General features: G+C 35.6%; 13 protein-coding genes. 6 read left to right on the forward strand and 7 right to left on the reverse strand.

The features are described 5' to 3' along the window. Nucleotides 1–11: 11 nt before the first annotated feature. The 4 genes from AC1DVP_RS10305 to recG form a co-directional block, all read right to left on the reverse strand. Nucleotides 12–1,322: a TolC family protein gene (locus tag AC1DVP_RS10305; protein ID WP_477183381.1), complete on the reverse strand. Its 1,311-nt coding sequence runs from the start codon at nt 1,320–1,322 to the stop codon at nt 12–14. Nucleotides 1,323–1,394: 72 nt separating this feature from the next. Beyond that, a complete protein-coding gene (locus tag AC1DVP_RS10310; RefSeq protein WP_477183382.1) occupies nt 1,395–4,493 on the reverse strand; it encodes an efflux RND transporter permease subunit in 3,099 nt (1,032 codons plus the stop codon). Nucleotides 4,494–4,555: 62 nt separating this feature from the next. Then, a complete protein-coding gene (locus tag AC1DVP_RS10315; RefSeq protein ID WP_477183383.1) occupies nt 4,556–5,614 on the reverse strand; it encodes an efflux RND transporter periplasmic adaptor subunit in 1,059 nt (352 codons plus the stop codon). Nucleotides 5,615–5,872: 258 nt separating this feature from the next. Further along, nucleotides 5,873–7,981: an ATP-dependent DNA helicase RecG gene (recG, locus tag AC1DVP_RS10320; RefSeq protein WP_477183384.1), complete on the reverse strand. Its 2,109-nt coding sequence runs from the start codon at nt 7,979–7,981 to the stop codon at nt 5,873–5,875. A gap of 193 nt (nt 7,982–8,174) precedes the next feature. Between recG and AC1DVP_RS10325 the strand changes: the two genes are divergently transcribed. Next, nucleotides 8,175–8,720, forward strand: a complete 546-nt coding sequence (locus tag AC1DVP_RS10325; RefSeq protein WP_477183385.1) for a DUF1697 domain-containing protein — start codon at nt 8,175–8,177, stop codon at nt 8,718–8,720. Between the two features lie 86 nt (nt 8,721–8,806). Beyond that, nucleotides 8,807–9,247: a hypothetical protein gene (locus AC1DVP_RS10330; RefSeq protein WP_477183386.1), complete on the forward strand. Its 441-nt coding sequence runs from the start codon at nt 8,807–8,809 to the stop codon at nt 9,245–9,247. Between the two features lie 160 nt (nt 9,248–9,407). On the opposite strand, the gene AC1DVP_RS10335 is transcribed toward AC1DVP_RS10330, so the two are convergent. Next, nucleotides 9,408–10,151: a Dph6-related ATP pyrophosphatase gene (locus AC1DVP_RS10335; protein WP_477183387.1), complete on the reverse strand. Its 744-nt coding sequence runs from the start codon at nt 10,149–10,151 to the stop codon at nt 9,408–9,410. A gap of 149 nt (nt 10,152–10,300) precedes the next feature. Between AC1DVP_RS10335 and AC1DVP_RS10340 the strand changes: the two genes are divergently transcribed. Further along, nucleotides 10,301–12,364, forward strand: coding sequence for a M1 family metallopeptidase (locus AC1DVP_RS10340; protein ID WP_477183388.1), 2,064 nt, complete (start codon nt 10,301–10,303; stop codon nt 12,362–12,364). An 83-nt stretch (nt 12,365–12,447) separates the two neighbouring features. On the opposite strand, the gene AC1DVP_RS10345 is transcribed toward AC1DVP_RS10340, so the two are convergent. Next, complete coding sequence (locus AC1DVP_RS10345) at nt 12,448–12,969, reverse strand: DUF7935 family protein (RefSeq protein WP_477183389.1); 522 nt, start codon at nt 12,967–12,969, stop codon at nt 12,448–12,450. Nucleotides 12,970–13,099: 130 nt separating this feature from the next. Here AC1DVP_RS10345 and AC1DVP_RS10350 point away from each other — a divergent pair, with 130 nt between their 5' ends. Continuing rightward, nucleotides 13,100–13,867 (forward strand): sulfite exporter TauE/SafE family protein, encoded by a 768-nt coding sequence (locus tag AC1DVP_RS10350; RefSeq protein ID WP_477183390.1) that lies wholly within the window; start codon nt 13,100–13,102, stop codon nt 13,865–13,867. A gap of 315 nt (nt 13,868–14,182) precedes the next feature. Here AC1DVP_RS10350 and AC1DVP_RS10355 read toward each other — a convergent pair whose 3' ends face one another. Beyond that, nucleotides 14,183–14,665 (reverse strand): hypothetical protein, encoded by a 483-nt coding sequence (locus AC1DVP_RS10355; RefSeq protein ID WP_477183391.1) that lies wholly within the window; start codon nt 14,663–14,665, stop codon nt 14,183–14,185. 145 nt (nt 14,666–14,810) lie between these two features. Between AC1DVP_RS10355 and AC1DVP_RS10360 the strand changes: the two genes are divergently transcribed. Together AC1DVP_RS10360 and AC1DVP_RS10365 are read left to right on the forward strand one after the other, a co-directional pair. Beyond that, nucleotides 14,811–15,230: a DUF1801 domain-containing protein gene (locus tag AC1DVP_RS10360; RefSeq protein ID WP_477183392.1), complete on the forward strand. Its 420-nt coding sequence runs from the start codon at nt 14,811–14,813 to the stop codon at nt 15,228–15,230. Between the two features lie 267 nt (nt 15,231–15,497). Further along, nucleotides 15,498–17,834, forward strand: coding sequence for an ATP-dependent helicase (locus AC1DVP_RS10365; protein ID WP_477183393.1), 2,337 nt, complete (start codon nt 15,498–15,500; stop codon nt 17,832–17,834). Nucleotides 17,835–17,867 lie beyond the last annotated feature (33 nt).

Consider the following 17,867-nt stretch of genomic DNA (forward strand, 5'->3'; position numbering starts at 1 on the left):
GCCAAAAATAATTAAAAATTAAGATTACCAGCTAACTCTCTCAATGTTATTTCTGATAATTTGGCTTGAAATTGTGCACTGCTCAAACGAATTCTGGAATTGATATAATTTAATTGCGCTGCTCTGAATTCTACAGAAGTAATAGTGCCAATTTTAAATTTTTCGGCAGTTATTTCTAGATTTTGCTTTGAAATAGCTGTATTGTTTACTTCCAGATCAATCAAATCTAAATTAGTCAAATACACCTGATAAGCGACTATCAAATTGCTTCTCAATTGAATTAATTGCTGATCAATTGCCAGTTTTGAGTTGTCAATCTGCATTTTGGCAATTTTTTCATTTCTGTTTTGTGCATCTCCATCAAACAAATTCAAAGAGGCAGAAAAACCATAATTTAAGCCATGTGCAGAGGATTGAGAGGTAAAACCAAGACTTGAGTGTGAATCACTGAAATTGTAACCTGTATTTACCTTAATAGTAGGATAGCGATCTCCTTTTATTTGTTTTAATTCTAATTCGGCTACTTTTTTATTAATTAACTGCATTTCCAATTCAGGATTTTGCTTTTCGGCCAATGCCATTAAAGCGTCCAGCTGCAGTTTTCGATCTACATTAATTTTATTCGAAACTATAAAATCTGTCTTCAGATCCCGAGCCAATATTTGATTCAAAAGTGTTTTTGCATTAGAATAGGCTTGCTTTTCTTTTACCAGATTTCCAAGATCAGTATTTAAATCTACTTGCGCATTTAAAACATCGAGTTTAGAATTTTTTCCAATGATATAGCGATTTTTGGTAAATTCAAGTCTTTTTTTGGAAATAACAATAGTCGAATCCAAATCAGATAATTTTTGCTGTTCTTGTATCAAATCGTAATACACAGAATTTACGCTGCTGACTTTATTAATGATAGTCCATTTTAGCTGCGCATCGCTCATCTTTTGCAATTCTTTTAATTGGTCGTATCTGGCAAACATTCTCATTCCGTCAAAAATCGTCCAGTCCAAAGAAACACCATAATTTAAGCTATTATTTTTAGCATTATCCAACGAGGTTGTAGTGCCGTCTTGGCGGGTTTGAGAAGAATTTTTAATACTGTTATCATCCACAACAGAAGCTGTTGCACTAGGTAACATTCCAGCGTTTCCAATGGCTACGTTGGTTTCATTTATTCTTAAATTGTTTTTGGCAATTTTAATTTCAAAATTGTTTTCTAAAGCTATTTTTATGGCATCCTCAAGAGACAGCACTTCTTGTGCACTCGTTTTTGCGATGCAAAACAAAAATAAAGCTAGACTTTTTAATATGTTTTTAGTTTTCATGTGATAAATTATTAGCTGCGAATTTTTTTTAAAACATTCACGGCTTTAACTATTTGTTTCAAAAATTAGAGTCTAAGATTTACTGTCTTTTTCATATTCTTCGATATGATCAAATTCAGGATAATGTTTTCTAGACTTAGACCACATCAGATAAATAGCAGGAATTACAAAAAGGGTTAATGTCAAAGAGAAAATTGTTCCTCCTACGATTACAACTCCCATTCCAATTCTGCTGGTAGAAGCTGCACCCAAAGACATGGCAATTGGCAGGGCTCCCAATGCAATGGCTAAACTGGTCATTAAAATAGGACGCAGACGCGCTTCAGATGCCTCTAAAATTGCTTCTAATTTTGGTTTTCCCTGTTCCCGCAGCTGATTAGCAAATTCGACTATCAAAATTCCATTTTTGGTTACCAGACCTATAAGCATTACAGTTCCGATTTGACTAAAAATATTCCAAGTCTGATTGAATAGCCAAAGAGAGAATAAAGCTCCAGCAACCGCCATTGGTACTGTCAAAATAATAATAAACGGATCTATAAAACTTTCAAATTGTGCAGCAAGAATCAAAAAAATTAATAATAAAGCAAGTCCAAAAGCAAAAGAAGTATTCGAACTGCTCTCAACAAAATCTCGTGATTCTCCACCTAAATCTGTGGTAAATGAATCATCAAGCACTTTGGCTTTAATTTCGTTCATCACATCAATACCGTCACTAATGCTTTTACCAGGCGCCAAACCTGCTGAAACCGTTGCCGACATGTATCGGTTATTATGAAATAATTGCGGTGGATTACTTTGTTCTTCTACTTTGACAACATTGTCCATTTGAATCAATTCGCCTTTGTTGTTTTTTACAAACATTGAGGTTAAATCCAATGGTTTTGAACGGTCCTTTTGATCAAACTGCCCGATAACCTGATATTGTTTTCCGTTTTTAATAAAATAACCAAAACGCTGACCGCTTAAAGAAAGCTGAAGGGTTTGAGCAATATCCTTAATAGAAATCCCAAGACTTTCGGCTTTTGCACGATCAATGCTTACGTTTATTTCCGGTTTATTAAATTTTAAATTCACATCAGTAATCGAAAATACATCGCTCTTGCCAACTTCATCCATAAATAATGGGATTTTTTCACGAAGCTTTTCAAAATTTGGGGCTTGAATAATATACTGAATCGGTAAACCGCCACGTCTGTTTACTGCAATTGTAGCTTGCTGCAGCACTGATGTTTTTGCATTAGGATATTTTTTTGTCCATTTTGATAGTTCATCAGCAATATCTTTCTGATATTTTTTTCTTTCATCTGGTCCTTTTAATGAAAGTCGGATAAAACCAGTATTGGTCGCCGAAGCACCAAAACCAGGCGCTGTAATAACCAAACTCACTTTTTTCTCCGGAATAGAATCATCAACTAATTTTGAAATTTCCTGCATGAAACGATCCGTATATTCATAGGAAGATCCCTCAGGAGTTGTCATACGCATTGTTACCGAACTGCGGTCGTCATAAGGAGCAGTTTCTTTTGGAAGAATAGTGAAGAATAAATAAATCAATCCGAAACAAACTATAAGAATTGGAAAACTAATCCATTTTTTATCCATGAAACGCTTTAAAGAAGCTGCATAACCGCTATTTAATTTTTCAAAAAATGGCTCGGTCTTAATATAAAAATTTGATTTTTTCTGTTCTCCGCCTTTCATCAGATAGGCATTCAGCATCGGTGTTAAAGTCAAGGACACAAAGGCCGAAATTAATACCGCGGCTCCAATTACCACACCAAACTCTCGGAATAGGCGGCCTACAAACCCTTCTAAAAATATTACTGGCAAAAACACTGCTGCCAGAGTTATCGAAATCGAAATTACGGCATAAAAAATCTCATTTGATCCTTTGATGGCTGCTTCGATTGGCGACATTCCTTCTTCCACTTTTTTAAAGATGTTTTCGGTAACAACGATACCATCATCAACCACCAAACCAGTTGCCAGAACTATAGCCAAAAGTGTTAATACGTTAATCGAAAATCCAAAAAGCCACATAATGAAAAAAGTTGCTATTAAGGAAACTGGAATATCAATTAAAGGCCTGAAAGCAATGGCCCAGTCTCTAAAAAACAAATAAATAATAATGATTACCAAAAGAATAGAAATACCAAGAGTTTCAGCCACTTCAAGTACTGATTTCTTTACGAAAATAGTATTATCCAAAGCAATGTTAAGTTTAATATCCTTCGGCAGATCTTTTTTTAAAGCCTCGTATTTTTTATAGAATTCTTTTGAAATATCCAAATAATTTGCCCCAGGCATTGGAACAATAGCCAAACCAATCAGTGGCAATCCAGATTGTGAAAGTTGAGTTTCTATATTTTCAGGGCCTAAACTTGCATTCCCTACATCGCTAAAACGGACAATTTTATCACCATCCGTACGGATAATGATATTGTTAAATTCTTCGGGTTTTGATAAATTCCCAATAGTTTTTACAGTAAGTTCCGTATTATTACCCGTCAGTTTTCCAGAAGGCAGTTCAACATTTTGAGCATTTAAAGCTGTGCGGACTTCGGCAACTGTACAGCCATAAGCAGCCAGTTTTGAAGGGTCAATCCATAAACGCATCGCGTATCGCTTTTGCCCCCAAATTTGGACGCCGCTCACACCAGGAATGGTTTCCAAACGTTGAGAAATAACATTCTCTGCATAATCGCTTAGTTCTAATGAACTCCTAGTGTCGCTTTGAACTGTCATCGAAATAATAGATTCACTATCGGCATCAGCCTTAGAGACTACTGGCGGTGCATCGATATCTTGAGGCAAGCTCCGGATAGCTTGTGAGACTTTGTCACGAACATCATTTGCTGCGCTTTCAAGATCTTTATCTAAATTAAATTCAATTGTAATATTACTGCTTCCCTGATTACTGGAAGAAGTAATATTTCGAATTCCGTCGATAGCATTTACTGCTTTTTCGAGAGGTTCTGTGATTTGAGATTCTATGATATCAGAATTGGCTCCAGTATAATTCGTTCTAATAGAAACCTGCGCTGGATCAATTGAGGGAAATTCTCTAACACCCAGAAAGCTGTAACCAATAAAACCGAATAATATGATCAGAAGATTAAGTACTATTGTTAAAACAGGTCTTCTTATACTTATAGTTGATAAACTCATTGAGATTTTAGATTTGTAATTTTTTCATAATACTTAATACTTCAATCTTTGTACTTTTAAATCTATTTTACCTTAACTTTTACTGGGGCATCATTTTTTAAAGACATAACTCCGCTTGTTATTAAAGTATCACCAGCCTTCAAACCCGAAAGAATCAAAATAGAAGCATCTGTTCTAGTAGTGGCCTCTACCATTACTTCTTTGGCTTTGCCCATGTTAGAAATAAAAACTTTTTTGCCTTCTTGAACAGGAACAATAGCTTCAGAAGGAACAACAATAGCATCTTTAATAATCGCCAATGGCAATTTTATGTCAGCAAAAGTTCCTGGGAAAAGATTGCCGTCTATATTATCTGCAATGGCGCGAACTTGTAAGGTGCGGGTGGCTACTTCAACTTCTGGTTCAATTGCATATATTTTTGCGGTATAAGTTTTAGCCGATCCCGAAACACTAAAGTCTATAGTAGAGCCTGATCTTATTTGAGAAGCATATTTTTCAGGTATTGAAAATGTGATTTTTAATTTTCCGGTATTTACCAATTTTGCTACTAAAACCGCAGGAGTTATATAAGTTCCTGGAGAAATGGAACGCAATCCAATTTTTCCTGAAAAAGGAGCTTTAACTGCCGTTTTTGAAATTTGAGCTCTTATTAATTGCGTTTGGGCTTGAGCAGATTTATAATCGGCTCTTGAAATATCATATTCTTCTTGGCTGATCGCTTCTTTTTCGAGCAGTAATTTAGCTCTTCTGGCATTCTCCGCTGCCAAACCTTCTTTGGTCACTGCTTGCTGCAATTGCGCTTTTAATTCAATATCATTTACTTTGAATAAAATTTGCCCTTTTTTTACTATTGAGCCCTCATTAAAATGAATACCTTCTACAATTCCTGAAACTTCACTATGAATTTCAATCTGCTCATTGGCTTCAATAGAACCCGATAAAGATAAATTATTATCAAAAGTGGCAGTTTTTACTACTTGTCCAATTACAAATATTGGTGAATCTTTATCACTTTTATTTTTAGATTCTTCATTTTTGCTTCTATTTGAGATAATCCTATAAGCAATAAAACTACCAAATAGGATAATCAGCAAAGCGTAAATAAGGTTTTTTATTTTCATAAAACGGTGAATAAATGGGTGTTCGAAATGTATTTTTTGATGTCTTTTTTAGTTAGAAACAAAATTAAGCTTTTAGTATGAATACGAAAGGCGTTACTTCTTAATTTAACAGTTGTATATACAAGAATTTAAAAATAGTAATGTTTAATAAGCATTGGATGCAATTTTTATAAAAAGGTTTAAAAATGTTTTTTTGTTTTTATTGAAAATAATCCAAACAACTTTAAAAAAAAAAGAAGGGATAATACGATTTTGAAATTAGCTAATGTAATTCCAAATATTTTTCTTTTTGGTCAATTCAATAAAAACAGCTTTCAAAATAGCGTTTTCAGGTTTCTGCATAGGAGCATCGTCTTTAAGGATTTTTATGGCATAGTTTCGAGCCAAAAGCAAAATATCCTTATCACGAACGATATCAGCAATTTGAAGATTTAGTACACCACTTTGCTGGGTTCCCATCAAATCACCCGGACCTCGGAGTTTCAAATCGACTTCGGCAATTTCGAAACCATCATTGGTACTCACCATCGTTTCCATACGTGTTTTGCTATCGCTCGATAATTTGAAAGAAGTCATCAAAATGCAATAACTTTGGTCGGCACCACGTCCTACACGGCCTCGTAATTGATGCAGCTGTGATAATCCAAAACGTTCGGCACTTTCTATAATCATCACACTCGCATTAGGAACGTTTACACCAACTTCGATAACCGTTGTGGCAACCATAATATTGGTTTTGCCTTCGGAAAAACGTTTCATTTCAGAATCTTTTTCGGTGGGTTTCATTTTACCATGAAGAATCGAAACCGAATACTGCGGCAGTGGAAAATCACGTGAAATACTCTCATATCCATCCATTAAATCCTTATAATCCATTTTTTCAGATTCCTGAATCAACGGATAAACAATATATATCTGCCTGCCTAAAGCAATTTCATCCCGAATGAATTTCCAAACTTTCAGACGATTACTATCAAAACGATGAACAGTTTGAATAGGTTTTCGTCCCGGAGGCAATTCATCAATAACCGAAATATCAAGATCTCCATACAAACTCATCGCCAAAGTTCTTGGAATTGGCGTAGCTGTCATTACTAAAATATGAGGCGGAATCGTATTTTTTTTCCACAATTTGGATCGCTGTTCGACCCCAAAACGGTGCTGCTCATCAATAACTGCCAATCCTAAATTTTGGAATTTCACTTTGTCTTCTAATAAGGCGTGAGTGCCAATGAGTATCTGCAAAGTTCCGTTTTCCAGTTCTTCATGTATGATTCTGCGGGCAGCAATTTTAGTAGAACCTGTGAGTATTTTTATATTTATGCTTAAAGATTTTGCCAGTTCCGATAATCCTATAAAATGCTGATTGGCCAAAATCTCTGTTGGCGCCATCAAACAAGCTTGAAAGCCGTTATCCATTGCCAACAGCATACTCATAAAAGCGACTATGGTTTTTCCGGAACCCACATCGCCCTGAAGCAATCGATTCATTTGGGCATTGCTTCCCATGTCGGTTCGAATTTCCTTGATCACTCTTTTTTGAGCATTTGTCAATTCAAAAGGAAGATGATTTTGATAAAATTCATTAAAAAATTCTCCCACTTTGGAAAAAGGATGTCCTTTTATTTTATGTTTCTGAATAAGATTCTTCGTTATCAATTGCAGCTGAATAAAGAACAGCTCTTCAAATTTTAATCGGAATTGGGCTTTCGCCAAAATGTCGGCACTTTTAGGAAAATGAATATTGAATAAAGCCGCATTTTTTGGAATCAGTTTGAGTTCGGTTGTTAAATAAGCTGGTAACGTTTCACTGAATAATGCCTGCGTTTCCAGAAACAGCTGCTGCATCATTTTATTCACCACCCGATTTGTAATTCCGCGGTTAGCCAAGGTTTCCGTCGAAGGATAAACTGGCTGCATTGCCGAACGCAGGCTTTTCTCGTGTTCGCTCAACAACTCGATTTCGGGATGCGCCATACTGTATTGACTCCCATATTGAGCGCATTTCCCAAAAACAACACAGACTTCGTTAAGCTTTAAACTCTCTTTAATCCATTTGTGTCCCTGAAACCAGTTGAGATCCATTTGTCCTGTATCATCAACAAAAGTAGCAACTAACCGTTTTTGATTTCTGCCAAATTCAACTGTTTTTATATTGATGATTTTGCCAATAATCTGCACTTCGGCGATATTATTCTGTAACTCATTAATTTTATAGTACCGAGTTCGGTCGATATACCGATTCGGAAAAAAATTGACTAAATCTCCATATTTAAAAATTCCCAATTCCTTACGCAACAACGCGCCCCGAGTGGGGCCAACGCCTTTAAGGTATTCAATGGGAGTTTCTAGGAGATTATTGGACATTTCGATTTTAGATTGCAGATTTTAGATTTTAGATTGCAGATTTTAGATTTTTAGAGTCTATCCTCTTTATTCTATTTTCTTTTCTCTATTTTTAAGAAAGCGAAGATAGTTTTTTGTTTGGAAATTTGGAAATGGGATTGTTTAGGAAATTCTTATAATTCACTTTACCTTAGCAAAACAAAATTTTAAAAAAATGACAACCCATCTCGCACTTCTTCGTGGCATTAACGTATCTGGTCACAACATGATAAAAATGGATGCCTTAAAAACCGCTTTAGAAAACATTGGTTTTCAAAATGTGGTGACTTATATACAATCCGGAAATGTTTTTGTGGATACCAATGAGGAAAATGCTCCAGCTGTTGGTTTTAAAATTAAACAGGAAATCTTCAAAACTTTTGGACATGAAGTGCCTATTGTTGTCATTGGTAAAACCGATTTAGAAAACTGTTTGAAAAACAATCCTTTTTTGAAAGAGAAGGAATTGGATACTAAAAAATTATATGTAGCTTTTGTTTCTGCAACATTGCGAAGTGACAGCATCAATGATTTAAAAATGAGTCAGGTAAAACCCGATGAAGCACATATTGACGAAAGCAGAATCTATATTAAATATTCCGTTGGGGCAGGTAAAACGCGATTTGACCAGAAATACATCGAGAAAAAACTGAATGTAACGGCAACCATTCGAAATTGGAATACAGTGACACAGCTCTTGAAAATGTATGAAGACAGATAAATTTGTCTTTTAAAAAAATAATTACAATTTGACGCAACCTTCAGCAATTTAAACCATCTTATCTAAGTAACTCTAAAAACTTAAAGATGAAAAATCTTGCTATTATTGTTGTTTTTCTCTCTGTTTTTTCTTCTTGTACTAGGGACAATAAAGAAAATACAACAACAGCCGATTATTATGGAAAATGGACATTAGTTAAAATGTCTGGAAGTATGTTCAACTCAGTAACCACTGGGACTGCAATGGACTGGCAGGAATTCTATGTATTCAGCGATAACGGAACATTTACAAAGTTCAGAACTCGAAATACTATTCAGACAACTGCTTCTGGTACATACATTGCTAAAAAAAATCAAGACGGAACGGTCTTAGAATTAACATATCCTCATAGCAGTGAGATCATTGGAAGCTGTTATGGCAATCAAAAAGAAGAGCTTTATTTTTCTGCTAATAATACTTTGTCCAGTACATGGCAAAACTGTGATGGTCCAGGGTTAGACTATCAAAAAATTATGATATTAGACTAATTCATAATTACTTATCTCATTGTTTTGTTTGTAATTTGAATGTTTGGTTAATTTTCAATTATGAAACAATCCGAAAAGAGAACAATAAAACAATAATGTTCTAGAGTTCTCTTTTCATTTTATATCATCCCATTAATGTTTCGCTATAAGTTGAGATGCATTAAAACGATGTTGAAACTAAATCACAATACCAAAATCCGTAGTCAAAAGCATCCGAAGCGGATGTATCACAAGCGGTATCTGAAGCATCTTGTTCCTTTGGTTTTTCATATTTTCGATAAACAACTTCTCCAACTTCAAATGAAATAGGCTGGCTAAAAATAGGCCCGTCAAAAGTAAAGGTGTGAAATTCACCGTTTTCGCCGCAAACATCTACATTTTCGGGCAAATCATTGATAAAATCCTGATCAATCACACGACCGACAAAACTTTTGTCCAAAAAACGTTCATTAACACAAACTACAATAGTCTTGAATCCTAGTTCAATAAACTCCTGAATCAAATCATGAGTAGGCACTTTCCAAAGCGGGAACACACCTTCAAAACCTATTTCGGCTAATTTATCTTCTCTGTATTTTCGTAAATCTTCCAGAAAAATATCTCCAAAAATAGAGTGTGTAACACCTTGCTCTTTTAATTTAGAAAGTGTTGTCTGCATAACCGCTTCGTACACTTCCATCGTTGGCATTTCGGGAATCTGCATAATTTCGAGAGACAAACCAATGCTTTGGGCTTGCTGTTCCAATAATTCTACTCGGACACCATGCATCGAAATGCGCTGAAACTGCTGATTTACGCTGGTTAACAGACAACAAACTTCAAATTCTTCATTTCGTAACGTTTTATATAATGCTAAAGCAGAATCTTTTCCGCTGCTCCAATTAAATAGGGCTTTCTTTTTCAATGGTTTTACTTTTAATTATTTCAGTTTCCTGTAAGACGCACTGCCGTGAGTCTCTACGGAATGTGTCTCTACTACGCTACACAAATTTAGTACGATTTGTTGGTAAAACCTTTGTAATTTTGGATAACTTAGCGACAAATCCAATTTTAATGAAATACCTTTTCCTGTTTCTATACGCATTTTCATTTGGACAACAAACCAAATCGGTTGATTTCAAAACCGTTAATGGTTACATTGTCATCAATCCAAACACAAAAAGCATTAATGGAGATGTTGCCTATACTTTTGAAGTGTTAACCCCCATAGACACTATTAAAATTGATGCACAAAATATGACTTTTTCGGCAGTGGAACTGAATAATCAAAATATTCCATTTACAACTAACGGAAAAGAATTGCTATTGATTCATCCCTTTCAAAATGGCAAAAATTCCATACAGTTTTCATACGAAGCAAAACCCAAACAAACCATGTATTTTGCAGGCTCTGAAGCCACAGATAATTTACAGATTTGGACACAAGGCCAGGGAAAATATACCAGTCATTGGTTTCCGAGTTTTGACGATGTTAATGAAAAAGTAATTTTCAATATGGAAATTGCTTTTGATTCTAAATATCAAGTGATATCAAATGGTAAATTAAAAACTAAAAAAGTGACTAAGGACAGCACTCATTGGAAATATCAAATGCAAAAGCCGATGAGTTCGTATTTATTAATGATAGCCATTGGTAAATTTGAAAAAAGTATCCTAAAAGCAAAATCAGGAATTCCATTAGAATTGTATTTAGACCCAAAAGATATAAGCAAACAAGAACCGACCTACCGGTATTCCAAAGAAATATTTGATTATCTGGTAAAGGAAATAGGAGTGAAGTATCCTTGGAAAATCTATCGCCAAGTTCCAGTTTCTGAATTTCTGTATGCTGGTATGGAAAATACGAGTTCAACATTATTTGCAACCCGCTATGTAGTGGACAGCATAGGTTTTGAAGACAGGAGTTATGTCAATGTCAATGCACATGAGTTAGCGCATCAATGGTTTGGTGATTTAGTTACTGCTCAAAGCGGTAAAGATCATTGGCTTCAGGAAGGATTTGCGACCTATTATGCTTTGCTGGCCGAAAGATCAATCTATGGTGATGATTATTTTTATTCCAAATTATATGAATCGTCATTACAGCTAAAGCAAGCTTCAAAAACGGATACAATTCCAGTGCTTAATGCTAAAGCAAGTTCCTTATCATTTTACCAAAAAGGAGCTTGGGCATTACACGTTTTGCGAGAAGGAATGGGAGAAGAAACCTTTAAAAAAGCCGTTAAGAATTACCTCTTGAAATATTCTTATCAAAACGTGACTACTCAAAATTTCTTTGATGAAATCAAAAAAATATCCAATTATGATTTGGTAAATTTTAGTAAAGTATGGCTTGAATCACCTGGCTTTAACAGCAACATTGCAAATGAATTACTAGCTAAAAACAGTGCCATGAAAGTGCTGCTAGAAGTAGCCAAACTTAGAAACAAACCGTTATCCGAAAAGTATATTTTCTTCGAAAAAACATTACAGTCCAATGTGTATCACAGCGTGAAAGAAGCTATTGTAGGCCAACTTTTCAAAGATAAATTTGAAGATAAAAAACAATTGCTTCACTTGGCAATGCAAACACAGAACTTGCAGGTACGACAAGCAGTAGCGAGTACACTCCAAAAAATACCCGAAGAATTCAGGAACGAATACGAAACATTGCTCGATGACAAATCCTATCAGACTCAAGAGCTGGCATTGTATAATTTATGGAATAGTTTTCCAAATAAAAGGAATGACTATTTAACAAAAACAAAAGACTGGATAGGATTCAACGATTTCAATTTACGGATTCTGTGGCTGTCATTGGCCGTTTCCACTCCAGAATATGATAGTAATAAAGAAACCTATATTCAGGAATTAGTAAACTATTCTTCTCCCAAATATGAAGCAACAACCAGACAAAATGCTTTAGAATATTTATTAAATTTCAACATTCTTAATGAGGATATTTTAAAAAATTTAGTAAATGCTACCACCCATCATATGTGGCAGTTTTCTAAATTTGGAAGAGAAAATATTCGGGTATTATTAAAAAATCCTGAAATCAGAGCTGCTTTCCAAACCATTTTACCTAGTTTAAATGAAAAAGAGCAATTTCAATTGGATAGATTACTCAAGGAATAAATACTAAAATTCAAAAAAAGCTAAGATTCTAGGGCAAAAAACCTTAGAAACTTAGCCTCTCAGAATCTTAGCAACTCAAAAAATTACCACATCTGGCTCACTTCTTTTTTAATATATCCCAAAGCGGCATTACTAGGGGTCTGTCTATCCAGCAAATCATTTAATAATGCTTCTCTCAATTGATCCGCATTACCAACAGTTTCACTCATAGCTCCTTTGCGAATCATTTGAATGGTGGCGTTTTTGGCAGTTGTAATAATAGTCCAGCATTCATCTGTCATATAAATCTGCTGTGCCAGATTATGTTCAAATTCTTGGTCAATCTGCGCAATAACAAAATTAGCATAATCATTTTTATCAGTCGAGATTGGAGAAATTCTAGTCAGTAAATTTGCAAGGCTGATACGTTCCATAAACAAAGTCATACGCTCGTATGCCTGTAAACGCAAAGGCATGGAATTTTTTTGTCCTTCTTTCATTAATAAATAACGGCGTCTTCCTTCCTCATTTTTAGTATGTAAATTAAAAAAGTGATAAGCAACCATTCCAGTGATAATTGCAGGCAAAGTATAACTCAGTAATTCTAGCATTTTTGAAATATCCATTTTGTTTTCATTTTAAAAAAAGCAAAAATAATCTTTTTGAAATTAAATCTACAGCTAATTTATCGCAATAATTTGAAGCGGAATGGTATTTTTGCCTTTTGAATATTCAGCCTCCAAATTCTATACCTCAATGGAAACCTACATTATCATATTACTTTGTTTAGCCGCTTTTTTCGCAGGATTTATTGATGCCATTGTAGGTGGCGGCGGACTCATACAAACGCCTGTTGGTCTCATTCTCTTGCCCAGTCTTCCCGTATCAACCGTGATAGGGACTTTAAAAGTTCCTGCTTTTAGCGGTACGGCATTTGCGGCGCGTCAATATTTAAAAGAAGTCAATATCAATTGGAGAATCCTAGGATTAATGATGGTATTAGCCATACCTTCAGCTTTTTTGGGTTCAACATTATTGACGTATGTCAGCAATGATTTCATGAAACCCTTGTTACTTGTAATCCTCTCACTTCTGGCTATTTATACCTACGCCAAGAAAAATTTCGGACAGCACCAACTAAGAGACATTTCTGCTAGAACTCAAATTTTGAATGCTGTGGGAATCAGTTTTGTGGTGGGATTTTATGATGGATTCATAGGCCCTGGCACAGGAAGTTTTCTTGTTGTTGCCTTCATCGCAATAATGGGATTTGATTTCCTGCATGCCTCAGCCAATGCCAAGATGGTTAATCTGGCTACCAATTTTGGTTCTATCTGTCTGTTCATGCTCAAAGGCAAAATCATTTGGGCTATTGCCTTGCCTATGGCGGTCAGCAACGCAGCAGGAGGATGGATAGGCGCCAAACTTGCTATCAATCGAGGCAACAAATTCATACGAATCTTCTTTTTAGCAGTCGTGGTTGGCACACTGATTCGTTTTGCTTACGATGTGTTTTTTAAATAATAAGGTGATTATTTACTTCGTAAGTTTAATACATTTCATTTGGGCGTAACCCTGTTGAGAAAAGGGGCTTACCAATAGCGCCGCTCATAAAGCCCCTTTTCTCAACAGGGTCAGGCTATCCGCGCTACTTTGGTAGCTTGCTTCTATCCTTTACGCGGTCATAACAGATTAAAATCATATTTAATACATAAGCATAATTGAGTCATTTCGGGTCACTAAACAATCTAATATTATTAATAATCAATTTGGGTGATTATTAATAATATTAGATTGATTCGTTCCGCAGAGACTTAATTAAAATCTTTATTAATTCAATCATTTATCAACGCAATCCACGGTCGTAAATTTATATTTTACTTTTTCAAAATCTATAGGTACTCCTTTAACAAAGTAAGATCTCCCCAAATAGGTTTCTATTTTTCCGCTTCCTAGAACGAGTTCCTTTCCATGCTTTAGAAATGCCATTGGATTTTTGAATACTCTTTTATCATACGTTCCCTGAATAAAGGTATAATTTGCAAATAATGTATCCCCATGAAATTCACCTTCGATTTTCCCTGTCTTTACAGGCATATCGGCAATTTTCATCACCATATCTCCGGTTGTTTTTCCGCTCTTTAAAATATTGATTTTCAAATCAATTGTATCGCTTTCATATAGTGCTTTATAGCATGCAGTGCTAATCAGTTTTTCAGCTTTGGCATTATCTGCTCCAGCATCATTTGAACTTTGCTCTTTTTTACAGCTTTCTAATCCAATACAAGCCAACAGCAAACAAAACAGACCAAGATTTTTCATAGTAATACATATTTTTAGTTAATATTTATGGTAATAGCCATTGCTAATATACAAATAAATAGCCTGATCAATACCAATTAATTTCTTATATTTAACAGTCAATTGTCCTAATAAAATACAGCAATTAGTACTTTAAAAAAACGATATGGCAAAAAATAAAACTAGGGAAACTGATAATAGTGTTGCAGATTTTTTGTCTGCCATAGAAGATTCAAAAAGACGCGAAGACTGCGCGTCGATAATCGATTTATTGAATGAACTGTCTGGATTTGAACCCAAAATATGGGGAACTGGGATTGTTGGTTTTGGCATTTATAATTACAAATACGAGAGCGGACACGAAGGAAATGCTCCGCTCGTTGGGATTGCTTCACGAAAAAATGCCATTACAATTTATCTCGCATCAGCTTTTGAAGGGAAAGAAACTTTACTTTCACAATTAGGGAAGCATAAAACCAGCAAAGCATGTTTGTACATTCAAAAATTAGACGATATCGATATTACTATATTGGGGCAATTAGTAAAAAAATCAATTGCCTATATTAAAAACTTATATCCGAGCTGATTTTTTTGTATTCCATTAAAACCAAATATCTCGATTTACCGGATGCCGCGTGAGGGGTAGAAGTAAGCTATCAAGGTAGCACGGATGACCCGACCGCAATAGGGAAAGGGGCGAATAGAGACAATCTATGATTAGCCCCTTTTGCTATTGCGGTCACGCCCAAATCATTTTAAACTGCAGATTGCTGATTTTAGTTAGCAGAATTCCGTTAAGACTCGTTTATTCATTCTTAAATTCTTAATTTTGCAACAAACAGTACATTTTTCTATGCAAAAATATATCGAACAGCTTAACGAGGCACAACGCGAACCTGTATTACAAAAGGATGGCCCCATGATTATCATTGCAGGTGCAGGCTCAGGGAAAACTCGTGTGCTTACTATCAGGATTGCTTATTTAATGCACCAAGGTGTTGATCCATTTAATATTTTGTCGCTTACTTTTACCAATAAGGCGGCACGTGAGATGAAGAAACGTATCTCTGATATTGTTGGTGCCAGTGAAGCCAAGAATTTGTGGATGGGGACTTTTCACTCGGTATTTGCTCGAATTTTGCGTTCGGAAGCTGAACATTTGGGTTATCCTTCAAACTTTACAATTTATGATTCTCAGGATTCTTTGCGGGCCATTTCGGGAATTATTAAGGAATTACAATTGGATCGTGATATATACAAACCAAAACAGGTTTTGAGCAGGATTTCGAATTTTAAAAACAGTCTGATTACTGTAAAAGCCTATTTTAATGACCCGGATCTGCAGGAAGCCGATGCGATGAGTAAAAAACCAAGAATGGGTGAAATTTACCAGCATTATGTAGACCGCTGCTTTAAGTCGGGAGCGATGGATTTTGATGATTTATTATTAAAAACCAATGAATTACTAACTCGCTTTCCAGAGGTTCTTTCAAAATATCAAAACCGTTTTCGATACCTGTTGGTAGATGAGTACCAAGATACTAACCATTCACAATATCTGATTGTACGCGCTTTGTCGGATAAATTTCAGAATATTTGCGTGGTAGGGGATGATGCGCAAAGTATTTATGCTTTCCGTGGCGCGAATATTAATAACATCCTGAATTTTCAAAAAGATTATGAAGGTGTAAAAACCTTTAGGCTAGAGCAAAATTACCGCTCAACCAAAAATATTGTGGAAGCCGCCAATACAATCATTGACAAAAACAAAGTAAAACTGGACAAAGTGGTTTGGACAGCCAATGAATTTGGCCCAAAAATTAAAGTGCACCGCAGTATTACTGATAATGAAGAAGGTCGTTTTGTCGCCAGTACGATTTGGGAACAAAAAATGAACCATCAGTTGGACAATGGGGCTTTTGCCGTTTTGTACCGTACCAATGCACAATCCCGAGCCATTGAAGATGCCTTACGGAAAAGAGATATACCATACCGAATTTATGGAGGTTTGTCATTTTACCAAAGAAAAGAGGTTAAAGATGTGTTGTGCTACCTTCGATTGGTGATTAATCCAAAAGATGAAGAAGCTTTGGTGCGTGTAATCAATTATCCTGCGCGGGGAATTGGAAATACAACTATTGAAAAACTAACAATTGCGGCCAATCACTACAAGCGTTCGATTTTTGAAGTAATGCAAAACATTGAGCGGATTGACCTGAAACTGAATTCGGGAACTAAACAAAAACTGTTGGATTTTGTTACGATGATTCAGAGTTTTCAAGTTATTAATGAGAACCAGGATGCTTTTTATCTTACGGATCATGTTGCCAAAAAAACTGGTTTGATTCAAGAATTAAAGAAAGATGCTACTCCTGAAGGAATGGCTCGAATTCAGAATATAGAAGAGTTATTGAACGGGGTAAAGGATTTTACCGAAGGCCAAAAAGAAGTTGATGGTGCTCGTGGCGCATTATCTGAGTTTATGGAAGATGTGGCTCTCGCAACCGACTTAGACAAGGATACCAGCGATGAGGACAGAGTGGCCTTAATGACGATTCACTTGGCCAAAGGACTTGAATTCCCTCATGTATTTGTGGTTGGAATGGAAGAAGATTTGTTTCCTAGCGCTATGAGTATGAGTACCCGAAGCGAGCTGGAAGAGGAACGCCGATTATTTTACGTAGCTTTAACCCGTGCGGAACATCAGGCATATTTGACCTACGCCCAATCGCGTTACCGCTGGGGAAAATTGACTGATAGCGAACCTTCCCGTTTTATTGAAGAAATAGATGGACAATATTTGGAATACCTTACGCCTGCTGAAAGCAATTACCGTTTCAAACCAATGATTGATGGCGATATTTTTGGTGATGTTGATAAATCCAAATTGCGGCTAGCAAAACCTATAGGAAGTACGCCGCCAAAACACGTTACAGATAACCAACCGAAATCCGATGTCAATGTGAGGAAACTGAAACCAGTCTCAGGAAGTAATCCTTCGGCTGGAAATACTAATTTATTTGATAATACGCTCGTTGCTGGAAATGTAGTAATGCATGAACGCTTTGGAAAAGGACAAGTCATTAACTTAGAAGGAGTAGGTGCCGATAAAAAAGCAGAAATTAAGTTTGAAGTGGGCGGTTTAAAAAAATTATTACTGCGTTTTGCAAAATTAGATATTATAGGGTAAGAAATGTTTCAAGTTTCGCATAGCACAGCTTTA

The sequence above is a fragment of the Flavobacterium sp. P3_A6 genome, from assembly GCF_056403035.1.

Coding starts and splice junctions, on each gene's coding strand:
- AC1DVP_RS10305 (WP_477183381.1), bottom strand. CDS start 1,322: ATGAAAACTAAAAACATATTAAAAAGTCTAGCTTTATTTTTGTTTTGC.
- AC1DVP_RS10310 (WP_477183382.1), bottom strand. CDS start 4,493: ATGAGTTTATCAACTATAAGTATAAGAAGACCTGTTTTAACAATAGTA.
- AC1DVP_RS10315 (WP_477183383.1), bottom strand. CDS start 5,614: ATGAAAATAAAAAACCTTATTTACGCTTTGCTGATTATCCTATTTGGT.
- recG (WP_477183384.1), bottom strand. CDS start 7,981: ATGTCCAATAATCTCCTAGAAACTCCCATTGAATACCTTAAAGGCGTT.
- AC1DVP_RS10325 (WP_477183385.1), top strand. CDS start 8,175: ATGACAACCCATCTCGCACTTCTTCGTGGCATTAACGTATCTGGTCAC.
- AC1DVP_RS10330 (WP_477183386.1), top strand. CDS start 8,807: ATGAAAAATCTTGCTATTATTGTTGTTTTTCTCTCTGTTTTTTCTTCT.
- AC1DVP_RS10340 (WP_477183388.1), top strand. CDS start 10,301: ATGAAATACCTTTTCCTGTTTCTATACGCATTTTCATTTGGACAACAA.
- AC1DVP_RS10345 (WP_477183389.1), bottom strand. CDS start 12,969: ATGGATATTTCAAAAATGCTAGAATTACTGAGTTATACTTTGCCTGCA.
- AC1DVP_RS10350 (WP_477183390.1), top strand. CDS start 13,100: ATGGAAACCTACATTATCATATTACTTTGTTTAGCCGCTTTTTTCGCA.
- AC1DVP_RS10355 (WP_477183391.1), bottom strand. CDS start 14,665: ATGAAAAATCTTGGTCTGTTTTGTTTGCTGTTGGCTTGTATTGGATTA.
- AC1DVP_RS10360 (WP_477183392.1), top strand. CDS start 14,811: ATGGCAAAAAATAAAACTAGGGAAACTGATAATAGTGTTGCAGATTTT.
- AC1DVP_RS10365 (WP_477183393.1), top strand. CDS start 15,498: ATGCAAAAATATATCGAACAGCTTAACGAGGCACAACGCGAACCTGTA.